Consider the following 13,906-nt stretch of genomic DNA (forward strand, 5'->3'; position numbering starts at 1 on the left):
GCAAGCTTTCGGAGAAAGCTTCGAAAGCTTGTAGGTGGGTTTTTATTTTGAGGAATTTCCCTATACGGGCCCTTAGCTCAGCTGGTTAGAGCGCACCCCTGATAAGGGTGAGGTCGGTGGTTCGAGTCCACTAGGGCCCACCAATTTAATAATTCCTATATGGGGCCATAGCTCAGCTGGGAGAGCGCCTGCCTTGCAAGCAGGAGGTCAGCGGTTCGATCCCGCTTGGCTCCACCATAATCCATTTGAAGACAGAGATTTCCAAGAAATTTCGACTTGAAATGGTGTTGCAAGATATGATAAGATAACTTTCGCCGCTGAAATAGGGTGAAGAAAATCGAATCACTGTAACAAAGTTGTTCCTTGAAAACTAGATAACGAAACGAAATGTAAAGTAAGAACTTAGGTTGTGTTAACCTTAGGGTTACACAAAATCTTTAAATGTAATTTCTAGGTTAAGCTAGAAAGAGCACACGGAGGATGCCTAGGCACTAGGAGCCGAAGAAGGACGTGGCGAACGACGAAATGCCTCGGGGAGCCGTAAGCAGGCTTTGATCCGGGGATGTCCGAATGGGGGAACCCAGCTGTGGTAATGCGCAGTTACTCAGTAGTGAATACATAGCTACTGTAGAGGCAGACCCAGGGAACTGAAACATCTAAGTACCTGGAGGAAAAGAAAACAAAAGTGATTCCGTCAGTAGCGGCGAGCGAAAGCGGAATAGCCCAAACCAAGGAGCTTGCTCCTTGGGGTTGTAGGACCTCATTGTGGCAAAAGTTCGGTAGGCGAAGTGATCTGGAAAGGTCCGGCATAGAAGGTAAAAGCCCTGTAGCCAAAATCGAACGTATGCCTAGAGGTATCCTGAGTACGGCGGGTCACGTGAAACCCCGTCGGAATCCGGCAGGACCATCTGCCAAGGCTAAATACTCCCTAGTGACCGATAGTGAAGCAGTACCGTGAGGGAAAGGTGAAAAGCACCGCGGAAGCGGAGTGAAAAAGAACCTGAAACCGTGTGCTTACAAGAAGTCAGAGCCCTCTATACGGGTGATGGCGTGCCTTTTGTAGAATGAACCGGCGAGTTACGTTTGCAAGCGAGGTTAAGTTGAAGAGACGGAGCCGCAGCGAAAGCGAGTCTGAATAGGGCGCATTAGTTTGTAGACGTAGACCCGAAACCGTGTGATCTACCCCTGTCCAGGGTGAAGGTGAGGTAACACTCACTGGAGGCCCGAACCCACGAATGTTGAAAAATTCGGGGATGAGGTGGGGGTAGCGGAGAAATTCCAATCGAACTCGGAGATAGCTGGTTCTCCCCGAAATAGCTTTAGGGCTAGCCTCGGATGTTGAGTTGTGGAGGTAAAGCACTGATTGGGTGCGGGGCCCGCCAAGGGTTACCAAGTCCAGTCAAACTCTGAATGCCACAAACTTAAATCCGGGAGTCAGACAGTGAGTGCTAAGATCCATTGTCAAAAGGGAAACAGCCCAGACCATCAGCTAAGGTCCCCAAGTGTGAGTTAAGTGGGAAAGGATGTGGAGTTGCACAGACAACCAGGATGTTGGCTTAGAAGCAGCCACCATTGAAAGAGTGCGTAATAGCTCACTGGTCGAGTGACTCTGCGCCGAAAATGTAACGGGGCTAAACACGCCACCGAAGCTATGGCTTGCACTTGTGTGCATGGGTAGGGGAGCGTTGTGTATACATTGAATTCTGACCGTAAGGACAGGTGGAGCGTACACAAGTGAGAATGCCGGTATAAGTAACGAAAAGATCAGTGAGAATCTGATCCGCCGAAAACCTAAGGGTTCCTGAGGAAGGCTCGTCCGCTCAGGGTAAGTCGGGACCTAAGGCGAGGCCGAAAGGCGTAGTCGATGGACAACAGGTGGAAATTCCTGTACCACCGTAGCCGTTATGAGCAATGGAGTGACGCAGAAGGATAGTGACGCGAGCTGATGGATGCTCGTCCAAGCAGTGAGGCTGGTTAGTAGGCAAATCCGCTAACCGTAAGGCTGGGCTGTGATGGGGAGGGAAACTTAAGTACCGAAGGTCATGATTTCACACTGCCAAGAAAAGCTTCTAGCCAGGCGAAGGTGCCCGTACCGCAAACCGACACAGGTGGGTGAGAAGAGAATTCTAAGGCGCGCGGAAGAACTCTCGTTAAGGAACTCGGCAAAATGACCCCGTAACTTCGGGAGAAGGGGTGCCTCGGTAGGGTGAATAGCCCGAGGGGGCCGCAGTGAAAAGGCCCAAGCGACTGTTTAGCAAAAACACAGGTCTGTGCGAAGCCGCAAGGCGAAGTATACGGGCTGACGCCTGCCCGGTGCTGGAAGGTTAAGAGGAGTGGTTAGGGGCAACCCGAAGCTATGAATTGAAGCCCCAGTAAACGGCGGCCGTAACTATAACGGTCCTAAGGTAGCGAAATTCCTTGTCAGGTAAATTCTGACCCGCACGAATGGCGTAACGACTTGGGCGCTGTCTCAACGAGAGATCCGGTGAAATTTTAATACCTGTGAAGATGCAGGTTACCCGCGACAAGACGGAAAGACCCCATGGAGCTTTACTGCAGCTTGATATTGGACTTTGGTACGATCTGTACAGGATAGGTGGGAGCCTTTGAAGCCTGAGCGCCAGCTTGGGTGGAGGCGCCGTTGGGATACCACCCTGATCGTATCGGAGTTCTAACCTGGTACCGTGATCCGGTATGGGGACAGTGTCAGGTGGGCAGTTTGACTGGGGCGGTCGCCTCCTAAAATGTAACGGAGGCGTTTAAAGGTTCCCTCAGAATGGTTGGAAATCATTCGCAGAGTGCAAAGGCATAAGGGAGCTTGACTGCGAGACCTACAAGTCGAGCAGGGACGAAAGTCGGACTTAGTGATCCGGTGGTACCGAATGGAAGGGCCATCGCTCAACGGATAAAAGCTACCCTGGGGATAACAGGCTTATCTCCCCCAAGAGTCCACATCGACGGGGAGGTTTGGCACCTCGATGTCGGCTCATCGCATCCTGGGGCTGAAGTAGGTCCCAAGGGTTGGGCTGTTCGCCCATTAAAGCGGTACGCGAGCTGGGTTCAGAACGTCGTGAGACAGTTCGGTCCCTATCTGTCGCGGGCGTAGGAAATTTGAGAGGAGCTGTCCTTAGTACGAGAGGACCGGGATGGACGTACCGCTGGTGTACCAGTTGTCTCGCCAGAGGCATCGCTGGGTAGCTATGTACGGAGGGGATAAGCGCTGAAAGCATCTAAGCGCGAAGCCCCCCTCAAGATGAGATTTCCCAGTATGTAAGACCCCTTGTAGACGACGAGGTTGATAGGTTCGAGGTGGAAGTGCGGTAACGTATGCAGCTGACGAATACTAATCGGTCGAGGGCTTAACCTAATATAGGGATCTTTTAGCGGAGCTAAAAGTCTCTCAGCTTTCCTAAGTAGCATACTTTACAAAGTTTCGTATCTAGTTTTCAGGGAATACTATTCCTGAATCGTATATATATCTTGGAGAGATACCCAAGTGGCTATAAGGGGACCCTCTGCTAAGGGGTTAGACTGCGTAAGTGGTGCGAGGGTTCGAATCCCTCTCTCTCCGCCAGTTCCAAATATATATACATTTTATGTGGCGGCGTAGCTCAGCTGGCTAGAGCGTACGGTTCATACCCGTAAGGTCGGGGGTTCGAGCCCCTCTGCCGCTACCATAAAACCAAAAAACCAGATGGAGGCTTAGCTCAGCTGGGAGAGCATCTGCCTTACAAGCAGAGGGTCGGCGGTTCGATCCCGTCAGCCTCCACCATTATTTTTTATGCCGTTGTAGCTCAACTGGTAGAGCAACTGACTTGTAATCAGTAGGTTGGGGGTTCAAGTCCTCTCGACGGCACCATTTTTTGTAAAGATTTGTAGCATGGAGCTGTGGTGTAGTGGCCTAACATGCCTGCCTGTCACGCAGGAGACCGCGGGTTCGAATCCCGTCAGCTCCGCCATTTCTTATCACAATTAATGAAAAATATGTTATAAATCAATCATTTGGCTTTGTAGCTCAGTCGGTAGAGCAGAGGACTGAAAATCCTCGTGTCGGCGGTTCGATTCCGTCCAAAGCCATTGAGATGGTTGTATTGCATTGGCAATACGGGTATCTCGTATCCGGAGGCTTAGTGAAGTGGCTAAACACGGCAGACTGTAAATCTGCTCTCTTCGAGTTCGGTGGTTCGAATCCATCAGCCTCCATTTTTACCTACGAGTCATTAGCTCAGTTGGTAGAGCACCTGACTTTTAATCAGGGTGTCGTAGGTTCGAATCCTACATGACTCACTTTTATAAGTAAACGTACAAGGCCGAGGGGTCTTTTTTTGTTTGTATAGTAAAAAGCATCCTAAACGATTAGGATGCTTTTTTTTGCTGTTCACAGCTTAGATGCAACCGATTGCATCTTTTGCTCGATCGAGGCGCTCTTATCGCGCCGATCGTCGATTTTGATGGAGGTCGAGACTCGAGCAGCGCCGTTCATGAAGGGAACCTCATGGACGCTGCGGATGACCTCAAATAGTCGGTCCAATGGGCCTTCCAGAATGGTGCCCATGGCAGTCATTTCAAAGCGGATATCCGTATGCCGCGCTAATTCTTTATGTAAGTCAGCAACATAGCTGCTGAGACTTGTTGTTGCTGTACCGATGGGAATGATGGTGAATTCAGCAATAGCCATATGTTTGTGTTAGCTCCTTTCCTTAGAATGGTTCATTACCAGTAAGGATAACAATTAGGAGCTCGCAAGGTCAATGATGTAATCTGCAGTGCGAGCGGCTAGAGCCATGACCGTCAGTGTGGGATTGCCACCACTGGAGGTTACGAAAATACTGGCATCGCAGATGAACAAATTGGGGATGTCATGACTCTGACCATACGAGTTGACCACTGAGGTGGACGGGTCATTGCCCATCCGGCATCCGCCCATCAAATGTTGGGTGTCAGGTACGACATAGGGATTTTCACCGCCCGCGGCACGAAGAATCATGCTCATGTAATCAACGGCGTGATCGATGAGTCTGAGATCGTTGTCGCTGTAATGGAACGAGAGGGAGGCAATTGGCATGCCCCACTCATCTTTTTCATCTGAAAGCGATACGTGATTATGCCAGTCGGGAAGCACTTCTCCTACCATTTTCAAGCGACCATAGAAATTGTAGTCCTGCATGGTTTGCCGGAAGGAAGTACCCCACATAGGGGCATGCGTTGCTTTGCGAATTCCTTCGGCCATCTCGATCGGCCTCGAGCCATGGGCATGCAGGGTGTAGCCGCGGACGAAGCCTCTTCGTGGATCCGTTTCGTAGAAGTCTTGTGTGGACGCGAGAACAGGAATGCCCTTGTACAGGCGAACCTCTTGCTCGAATTTCGCATAGACGTCGTGACTGCTATGGGTCATGATAGCTCGTCCTACCCAACCGCTGGAATTGGCTAATCCATCTGGGAACGCTGGTGTCGCGGAGTGAAGGAGCAGTCGTGGTGTTTCTACCGCATGTGCACAGAGTATGACGGTCTTGGCACGCTGTCGATAGGTTGTCCCGTGGTGGACAAAGAGAACACCGCACACATGTCCATAGCAATCTACTTCGATTTGAATGACTCTGCATTCCGCAAGGATTTCGGCGCCAGCTTGAACGGCTTTAGGGATGTGAACGCTGAGCGTACTAAATTTGGCCTGCGGCATGCAACCCTGGAGGCAGAATCCACGATTTATGCAAGCGGGTCGGCCTTCAGCAGGTTCGGAAAGGATGGCCAATGGTGTCAGGGCGGATTGAATACCGAGCGATTTGCAGCCTTTTTGAAACAAAATAGCGTTCTGGCTTAAGCTCTCGTGGGCTGGGTAAGGATAAGGACCATGGAAATTCCCCCATGGGAAATGTTTGGGTCCAGAAACGGATGCTTCGTGTTCGATTTTCGTGTAATAAGGTTCAAGGTCCTTATAATGAAAGGGCCAATCTTCGCCTACACCATCGATGGCTTTTGTTTTGAAATCAGACTCATGGAACCGTAGGAAAACGCCTGTGAAGTTCTGTGTACCTCCGCCAATTCCTTTCCCTGATTGATGATGTCCTGAGATAAACGATGGATCGGCCTCCACCAGCCGTGTGTCCTCCCATCTTAAGGTTTGCATGCTTAATTCATCACTGGCAAAATCACGCAGAGGATCGCGCCAAGGGCCGGCATCGAGAACAACCACGCCAAGACCAGCTTCGCTTAACTCTTTTGCTAAAACTCCGCCAGCTGCACCTGCCCCAACGATAACAATATCAACTATTTCATTTTCATTGCGCCATTTCATGATCGTTTCACAGCCTCCCAGGTTTCGAGTTGGTCTGGTTCTTGTAAAGAATACCCCCTAGGATAGGCAGGCCCGCCAAACCCAATTTCAGACCAAATGAGCGGATGTGCATAGTAAGCTTCAATACTGAGTTGGTGGAGCTTGTCGAACAATAATTTTTGAGATATTCCTTCCCAATTTTTCGTAGTCGGATAACTTCCATCATGAATTTGCAGCATGATGTTGCGTTGCATATCTTCTCTTAATTGAAAGAAAGGCTGACTGTTCTGATACCAGCCTGTTTCATCAATAGCTTTAAGTCCTCGGCTTATGAATTCACGAAGGCCAGGCATACCTACCAGCTGATAGCCCTCGCCGCGATGGTCCGTTAATTTGTGGTCGATATGATGAATGATAAATTGAATAACTTCACCTCGATGATCGTCCATGAGCAAGGAGCACCAAGCCCGCAAGTTCTCAGCTTCAATTGCGGTCAAGGAGCTCAAGGCATGCTCGCGATGCATACGTGTTTTTATAATGGATTGGGTATGTTTATCCCACTCGGTAAAGCCCTCCATGATGTCAAAGCTTGGATAATGGTTATGATCACTCATGCCTCTTTACCTCCATAGCAAGAAATCATCTTGCAAAAGTACTACTACAATTATTTCCAAAACAGCTGAGAATATGAGGTTTATTTAGTTTCTTCAAGAATGATGTTGAAATGATTGGTACGGATACCAAAGTCATGACGGATAGGTAATATCTTTAGAATGAAAGACTTTTCGCTATCGTGGTACTCTTGTACTTGGAAAAGAGAACGTAGACATCTAACATTGCACTTATAGGAGGAACTACTATGATAAAGAGATTTGCTCGACGTGCCTTAGGACTGACAGCTGCTATTACAATTGCATTATCAGCAACAACGGCAGTTTCTGCCTATGCTGCAAATGATGATATGGATGCCGTCTCTCTAGCGAAAAAGATGATTGGTGTCGATTATACGAAAAGTGATGAAACGCCATCTGCAGGATTTGACTCCTCAGGTCTCATCTATTACGTTTATGGAACATTAAATTATACGGTGCCTAGAACGTTGAGCGGACAATTTAACATGAAATCCACGAAAATTAGAAAAATAGATAAGGCAGAGCCAGGCGATCTGCTATTCTTTGGCAGTGGCACGAAGCCGACGTTTGCTGGGATTTATATCGGTTCAGGAAAGATAGTCATGGCCTCCAAGAGCAAAGATGAAGTCGTTACACGCAATGTGAGTGAACTGAAAGGCAGGTTTATTGGGGGAAGAAGCATTCTAAATGCGAAAGATCGTTTGAAAGCTGAACTCATTCTAACCGCGCAGAAGTACTTAGGGACTCCTTATGTATTCGGTGCAAAATATGGACAAACAAAAACGATGGATTGCTCCTCGTTTACGAAGACGGTATTTGCTGAGTACGGGATCACGCTGCCGCGTGTATCGCGCGACCAAGCAAAGGAAGGTGTGTACGTTAGCAAGAGCAACTTGCAAACGGGTGATCTCGTCTTTTTTACAACGGTAGATTCAGGTAAAAATATTGGGCATGTGGGCATCTATGTCGGTGATGGCATGATGATTCATACGTACGGTGAAGGCGGAGTTAAATATACGTCGATTAATAAAGAATGGTGGGCAGACCACTATGTAACGGCTCGACGTATTCTGAAATAAGGCAGGAAAAAAGAACCCTTGAGACCTCATCTGGTCCGGGGGTTCTTTCGGATTCACAGGGTAGCCCGAACCTATGGTACAATAGAGAGAATAGATAGAAAATTGCATGTGGTGCAGGGAGTGAAGGCAATGATTTGGGAGCAAGTCAAAGAGCGATTGGAAGCGGTTTTACAGTCGCGGGTACAGATGAGCCTGATACCTGAGTCCGATTGGTACCAGCTTGTGGAGGATCAGCGAAAGCAGCCAGAAGGCTTCACTCGGAGTGTTAACTTGGGTGATGAAGTCTTATTCTTCGTTTCTCAGGAAAATAAGGAAATCCGTGTCTTTCAAATAAATGGGAGCCAATTGTCCGTATCCGAGCGAAAGCTTGTCGAATTGACGATTGAATCGAAGCAACCGCAGGAGAAGAAGCAGAAGCAAGCTTTTGTTTCCGAGGATGAGAGGAAATCTCAGCAACTCCGAGAGTGGCTGCTGCTGCAAATGGAGCGAGGGACAAGCCATGCTGAGCTGCCGGATGCGTTGGCGTCACAATCTTCTCTTTATTCAACGAAAATTCCTCTACTGCTCTATGGAGATTATCCCGCTAATCAACGCGTCTCTTACACGGAGCTAAAGAAGCTATTGGAGTCTTTCTTCGAAGCAGATATTATTCTAATCCCACTGCTAGAGAAGGAATGGATGATCTTAGCACCAGAAGGATTAATCACGAGCGGCAGTGAGGAGCGCGAGGGGGACGAGGAGGAAAGCGTTGAGCAAACGCTAGATGCCTTGGGTTCAGGATTATATGAGATGCTGGCCAATGAATGGGTAGGCGAATGTCACTTAGCAATTGATTTTCCAGTGAAACCGGCGAAATCTTTGCTGGCTACTGTTCTGAAGTTACGTGAAACAATTATGCTAGGCCGATCTTTCCATGTTGGCAGCTTTATTCATTTGCGCTGGGAGCTTCGTCTGGAGAAGTTGCTGCATCTTATTGAAGAAGAAGATAAAGCTGATTTCTTAGATCAAGTGCTCCGCGGCACGGATCATGTGCTGGATAGTGAGACAGTAACAACGCTGGATCATTTCTTCTCCTTAGACTGCAATGTGAGTGAAACGGCGAAGAAGTTATATATTCATCGTAATACGCTGTTGTACCGGTTGGATAAGTTCAAAAACGAGACAGGATTGGATGTTAGGACCTTCAATCATGCCGTTTTAGTACGTCTTGCACTGCTATTGTACAAAGTAACGAAAAGAAAGTGATTTTTTTGTAGGGATTGTGCATAGTCAGTCCGCTGTTAGTGGGGTAAGATGTGAATATAGAAATGTTGATAAAGAACGCATTCGAACGATAAATTGTAGGGGGAATGAAATCATGGCAGGCGTACGTTTAAATCATATCGTTAAAAAGTATTCTGGTGCAGAAGAATCCACAGTTAAGGATTTCCATCTTGAAATTGCTGATAAAGAATTCGTAGTTCTTGTAGGTGCTTCCGGTTGCGGAAAATCCACAACACTTCGTATGATCGCAGGACTAGAGGAAATTACTGAAGGTGAACTTTACATCGGAGACCGCCTTGTAAATGACGTAGCTCCTAAAGATCGCGATATCGCGATGGTTTTCCAATCTTACGCTCTTTATCCGCATATGACGGTTTATCAAAACATGGCGTTCGGTTTGAAACTTCGTAAATTCAAAAAAGCTGATATCGATGCTCGTGTTCGCGAAGCAGCGAAAATTCTAGATATCGTTCACTTGTTGGATCGTAAGCCAAAAGCACTTTCTGGTGGTCAACGTCAACGTGTTGCCTTGGGCCGTGCGATTGTTCGTGAGCCACAAGTATTCTTAATGGATGAGCCGCTTTCCAACTTGGATGCGAAACTTCGTGTACAAATGCGTGCGGAAATCACTAAATTGACTAAACGTCTTGGTGTTACGACAATTTACGTAACGCATGACCAAATCGAAGCAATGACAATGGGCGATCGTATCGTTGTTATGGATAAAGGTATTATTCAACAAGCGGCTACACCAGAAGAAATCTACAACTTCCCAGTGAACATGTTCGTTGCAGGCTTCATCGGATCCCCATCCATGAACTTCATGTCTGGAACATTGACACAAGAAGGCGGCGGCATTTTCTTCAAAGCTGGTTCCGTAAACGTAGAAGTTCCTGCTGGTAAAGCACAAGTTCTGAAAGACAAAGGATTCGTTGGCAAAGAAGTGATTCTGGGAGTTCGTCCTGAAGATATTCACGAAGAGCCAGTATTCTTGGAAGCTTCCCCGAACACAGTATTCAACGTAAACGTTGAATTGACTGAGAACTTGGGTCATGAAATGTACTTGTACTTGAACGGTATTGGCGCTAACACTGTAATTGCACGTGTTGACGGTCGTTCTGGAATCAAAGAAGGTACTAACGTTAAATTGGCACTTGATATGAACAAAGTTCATTTCTTCGATAAAGAAACAACACTTTCCATCTTGGTTAACCCTAACCTATAGGATTGTACAGAAAGGCCAGCCGTTATCGGCTGGCTTTTTTGTATGAAGTGCCGCGGATTATGCACACGAGAGTTGATTTCAATAAGGTATTCTATTACGATGAAACTATTGGGAAGCCTGTTTGCTGCATGCTGAGCACCTGGTACATAAGCAAATTCGAAGGAGTTAGTGAACAATGGCCAAAAAAGTAAAGGTTTCCGAGATGATAGAGCAGTTACATATGGAAGTGTTAGCTGGGGAAGGCGGCTTAAAACGGCCGATTACCACGGGAGATTTGCATCGTCCTGGTCTTGAGATGGCGGGCTATTTCAATTACCATCCGAGAGAACGGATTATGCTTTTGGGCAAAACCGAAGTGACCTTTATGGAAATGCTGACGGTTGGGGTTCGCCGCAATCGGGTAGAGCAGCTATGTGCGCCTGAGGAAACGCCGTGTATCATCGTAACACGAGGATTGGATGTCCCAGTAGAGCTGCTCGAAGAGGCGAACAAGCAGAACATGCCTGTGCTGCGCACGCAGATTTCAACGACGATTTTCGCCAGCCGCTTGACGGGCTTTCTTGAGAATAAGCTGGCTCCAAGCACGACCATACATGGGGTTCTTGTAGATGTGTACGGGGTTGGCATGCTGATTACAGGAAGCAGTGGCATCGGGAAAAGTGAAACAGCGCTGGAGCTTGTAAAGAGAGGGCACCGACTCATCGCGGATGACGCGGTGGAAATTCGTCAGAATGGCGATAAAGTGTTAACGGGGAATGCGCCGGAATTGATTCGCCATTTGCTCGAAATTCGCGGCGTCGGCATTATTAATGTGATGACGTTATTCGGGGCAGGGGCCATCCGGAACGTGAAGAAAATTTCCGTTGTGGTGAAGCTGGAGAACTGGCAGCAAGAGAAACAATACGATCGTCTAGGCTTAGATGAAGAGTTGACGAGAATTATCGATACGGACTTGCCACTCGTGACGATCCCTGTTCGTCCAGGCCGAAACTTGGCCGTTATCGTTGAAGTTGCGGCTATGAATTATCGTTTGAAACGCATGGGATACAATGCGGCACTGCAATTTACGAATAAATTGACGGAATCGATTAATGAGGATTATGAAGATTTTGATTGATAAAACATGCAACATACCTATTAAAGGAGTGAAACTATGTTAGAGAGCATTGCATTTTCCTTAGGGCCGATTCATGTCCGATGGTATGGCATTATTTTAGGAACAGCTGCATTAGTGGGTCTGATGATAGCAATTAGAGAAGGGAAACGATTCCGTATCGTTCCGGATTTCTTCATGGATTTGTTATTGATCGGGGTACCGTCTGCCATTATTGGCGCAAGGATTTATTATGTGGGCTTCCAATGGGCAGACTATAAGGATAATTTATGGGAAGTCTTCATGATCTGGCATGGCGGTATTGCGATATATGGGGCGCTGATCGGAGCCATTATCGGTACTTCTTTCTATATTAGAGCTAAAGGCTATAATTTCTTCCGCATCGCGGATATTCTGGCACCAGGGCTTATCGTTGGACAAGCGATCGGTCGTTGGGGCAATTTCATGAATCAGGAAGCACACGGGGGGCCAGTATCCGAGTCGTTCCTGAGAGATAGCCTTCATTTGCCTAATTTTATCGTAAATCAAATGAATATTAATGGTGTATTCTACCACCCCGCTTTTCTGTATGAATCGGTATGGAACTTAGCTGGATTGCTTGTGCTTTTGTATTTAAGACGTAGACCGTTCTTGCGCGCTGGAGAGCTATTTATTAGTTACTTTATCTGGTATTCGATTGGACGCTTCTTTATTGAAGGAATCCGGACAGATAGCTTGGACATCACAGGGCCAGGATGGTTAGCCTCTTTGATGAATGCGCTGTGGTCGCCAATGAAGCTGGTATTTGAACCTGGCGAGTTGACGTATGGCGGCAATGTTCGGTTCTCGCAGCTATTATCGCTTCTGATTGTGATCGCGGCTATCGTGTTAATCATCGTTCGGAGGAAAAAAGGGTATGCTAACGAGAGATACGCCGACCCTATCGTGTCTACAAAGGCGATCGAGAAAAACCAGGTAGTAAAAGAGGAAGCGTCAGATGAAGGAGTCGACTATGATTCAAACCGTACTGTTTGATTTGGACGGCACGATCGTTGATACGAACGAGTTAATTGTGCAATCCTTTCTGCATAGCTTGGAAGGCGAAACACCAGAACCCCTCAGTAGGGAGCGCATTATTCCGAATATGGGGCGTCCGTTGGTAGAGCAAATGGAGTTTTTTACAGGGAAAAAGGAAGTAGAAGCGCTGATTACGAAGTATCGGACATTTAATCTAGCCAAACATGACGAATTAGTCAGAGAATTCCCGCATGTACGCACGGTAATGACGAAGCTTCATGAGAATGGCATTAAGATCGGTATTGTAACGAGCAAAATCAGACAAACGACTTTGATGGGGCTAAAGCTATGCGGCCTAGATGCATTCGTTAGTACGATCGTCACTGTGGAAGATGTGAAAGAAGCGAAGCCGAATCCAGAGGGCATCCTTGCAGCACTGAAAGAGCTGGGGAGTCGTCCTGAGGAAACGATGATGGTAGGCGATAGTCATTATGATATCGAGGCAGCGCAAAATGCGGGAGTTACTTCGGTTGGGGTCGCCTGGTCATGGAAGGGTCGCTCCTATCTGGAGCAGTATAACCCTGATCATATCGTTGAAGATATGTTCGATCTGCTGCCGCTCGTTGGTATTTTGGCGGATGTGAAGGCTGATTGAGGAATACGGAGAAATTCCCGGTTGAAGGACCGAATGCGTTATGGAAAATTTATCACACGGTGAGTAAATGGAAGGCCATTAAGAATTTTGTATTTATCCAAATTACCCGGTACTCTCCTTCGTTACGTATGAAAAACTGGATTTATCGGCACGTGCTGGGGATGACGGTCGGGGAGCAGACGGCTTTCGCCTTGATGGTGATGGTGGATGTGTTTTTTCCAGAAAAGATACATATAGGCAGCAATACGATTATTGGTTATAACACGACGATCCTCGCACATGAATATCTTACGAAGGAATATCGACTAGGCGATGTGCGCATAGGCTCGCATGTCTTGGTCGGGGCGAATACAACGATTCTTCCTGGCGTGACGATTGGTGATTATGCGATTATCGGCGCTGGATCAGTGGTACATAAGGATGTGGCTCCGCATAGTTTTGTAGCTGGCAATCCGCTGCAAGTTATCCGTGCGGGTAGCGTGGAGTAGTGTAGGCTTGATCTTTATTAAATGGGTGTCCTCTTGGGGGCGCCTTTTTCGTTGTTATCAGGAGAGTGAGTCGGAACCAGTTGACCCATATGGGTTTATATGCCATTCTTGGTTCTGATGATTGACGCTCTAGGGGATACGTGATAAAATAGCCGTACATTCTTTATTTTGGTAGTATGG

10 protein-coding genes, 10 tRNA genes and 1 rRNA gene are annotated in these 13,906 nt (G+C 47.4%); 18 read left to right on the forward strand and 3 right to left on the reverse strand.

Annotated elements, in window-relative coordinates; all coding sequences use genetic code 11:
* Positions 1-66 precede the first annotated feature (66 nt).
* The 11 genes from MJB10_RS01190 to MJB10_RS01240 all read left to right on the forward strand — a co-directional run bounded on the left by MJB10_RS01190 (position 67) and on the right by MJB10_RS01240 (position 4,287).
* A tRNA-Ile gene (locus tag MJB10_RS01190) sits at positions 67-143 on the forward strand.
* Positions 144-161: 18 nt separating this feature from the next.
* A tRNA-Ala gene (locus MJB10_RS01195) sits at positions 162-237 on the forward strand.
* A gap of 216 nt (positions 238-453) precedes the next feature.
* Positions 454-3,367 (forward strand): 23S ribosomal RNA (locus MJB10_RS01200).
* A 115-nt stretch (positions 3,368-3,482) separates the two neighbouring features.
* Positions 3,483-3,574: transfer RNA gene (locus MJB10_RS01205), tRNA-Ser, on the forward strand.
* 26 nt (positions 3,575-3,600) lie between these two features.
* Positions 3,601-3,677 (forward strand) — tRNA-Met (locus tag MJB10_RS01210).
* A 19-nt stretch (positions 3,678-3,696) separates the two neighbouring features.
* Positions 3,697-3,772, forward strand: a tRNA-Val gene (locus MJB10_RS01215).
* A gap of 11 nt (positions 3,773-3,783) precedes the next feature.
* Positions 3,784-3,859: transfer RNA gene (locus tag MJB10_RS01220), tRNA-Thr, on the forward strand.
* A 23-nt stretch (positions 3,860-3,882) separates the two neighbouring features.
* Positions 3,883-3,959: transfer RNA gene (locus MJB10_RS01225), tRNA-Asp, on the forward strand.
* A gap of 45 nt (positions 3,960-4,004) precedes the next feature.
* Positions 4,005-4,077: transfer RNA gene (locus MJB10_RS01230), tRNA-Phe, on the forward strand.
* A 44-nt stretch (positions 4,078-4,121) separates the two neighbouring features.
* Positions 4,122-4,203 (forward strand) — tRNA-Tyr (locus MJB10_RS01235).
* Between the two features lie 11 nt (positions 4,204-4,214).
* Positions 4,215-4,287 (forward strand) — tRNA-Lys (locus MJB10_RS01240).
* Positions 4,288-4,378: 91 nt separating this feature from the next.
* Here MJB10_RS01240 and MJB10_RS01245 read toward each other — a convergent pair.
* From MJB10_RS01245 to MJB10_RS01255, 3 genes are read right to left on the reverse strand one after another with little or no spacing between them, the layout of a single operon-like run.
* A complete protein-coding gene (locus MJB10_RS01245) occupies positions 4,379-4,678 on the reverse strand; it encodes an MTH1187 family thiamine-binding protein (RefSeq protein WP_314800775.1) in 300 nt (99 codons plus the stop codon).
* A gap of 54 nt (positions 4,679-4,732) precedes the next feature.
* Positions 4,733-6,295, reverse strand: coding sequence for a GMC family oxidoreductase (locus tag MJB10_RS01250; RefSeq protein WP_314800777.1), 1,563 nt, complete (start codon positions 6,293-6,295; stop codon positions 4,733-4,735).
* On the reverse strand, positions 6,292-6,888 hold the full coding sequence (locus MJB10_RS01255; protein WP_314800781.1) for a gluconate 2-dehydrogenase subunit 3 family protein: 597 nt from the start codon (positions 6,886-6,888) through the stop codon (positions 6,292-6,294). The genes MJB10_RS01250 and MJB10_RS01255 overlap by 4 nt, the downstream gene beginning before the upstream one ends.
* A gap of 245 nt (positions 6,889-7,133) precedes the next feature.
* Here MJB10_RS01255 and MJB10_RS01260 point away from each other — a divergent pair, with 245 nt between their 5' ends.
* From MJB10_RS01260 to MJB10_RS01290, 7 genes are all read left to right on the forward strand, one after another.
* Complete coding sequence (locus MJB10_RS01260) at positions 7,134-7,985, forward strand: C40 family peptidase (protein ID WP_314800784.1); 852 nt, start codon at positions 7,134-7,136, stop codon at positions 7,983-7,985.
* 129 nt (positions 7,986-8,114) lie between these two features.
* Positions 8,115-9,230 carry a PucR family transcriptional regulator gene (locus tag MJB10_RS01265; protein WP_314800787.1) on the forward strand — a complete coding sequence of 372 codons (1,116 nt, stop codon included), beginning with the start codon at positions 8,115-8,117 and terminating at the stop codon, positions 9,228-9,230.
* 112 nt (positions 9,231-9,342) lie between these two features.
* Positions 9,343-10,473 (forward strand): ABC transporter ATP-binding protein, encoded by a 1,131-nt coding sequence (locus tag MJB10_RS01270; protein WP_314800789.1) that lies wholly within the window; start codon positions 9,343-9,345, stop codon positions 10,471-10,473.
* A 175-nt stretch (positions 10,474-10,648) separates the two neighbouring features.
* Complete coding sequence (gene hprK, locus MJB10_RS01275) at positions 10,649-11,590, forward strand: HPr(Ser) kinase/phosphatase (protein ID WP_314800793.1); 942 nt, start codon at positions 10,649-10,651, stop codon at positions 11,588-11,590.
* Between the two features lie 36 nt (positions 11,591-11,626).
* Positions 11,627-12,601 (forward strand): prolipoprotein diacylglyceryl transferase, encoded by a 975-nt coding sequence (gene lgt, locus MJB10_RS01280; RefSeq protein WP_314800796.1) that lies wholly within the window; start codon positions 11,627-11,629, stop codon positions 12,599-12,601.
* A complete protein-coding gene (gene ppaX, locus MJB10_RS01285) occupies positions 12,579-13,238 on the forward strand; it encodes a pyrophosphatase PpaX (protein ID WP_314805441.1) in 660 nt (219 codons plus the stop codon). The genes lgt and ppaX overlap by 23 nt, the downstream gene beginning before the upstream one ends.
* Positions 13,235-13,726, forward strand: a complete 492-nt coding sequence (locus MJB10_RS01290) for an acyltransferase (RefSeq protein WP_314800798.1) — start codon at positions 13,235-13,237, stop codon at positions 13,724-13,726. The genes ppaX and MJB10_RS01290 overlap by 4 nt, the downstream gene beginning before the upstream one ends.
* Positions 13,727-13,906 lie beyond the last annotated feature (180 nt).

The organism is Paenibacillus sp. MBLB1832, from assembly GCF_032271945.1.
GTDB classification, from domain to species: domain Bacteria; phylum Bacillota; class Bacilli; order Paenibacillales; family NBRC-103111; genus Paenibacillus_E; species Paenibacillus_E roseopurpureus.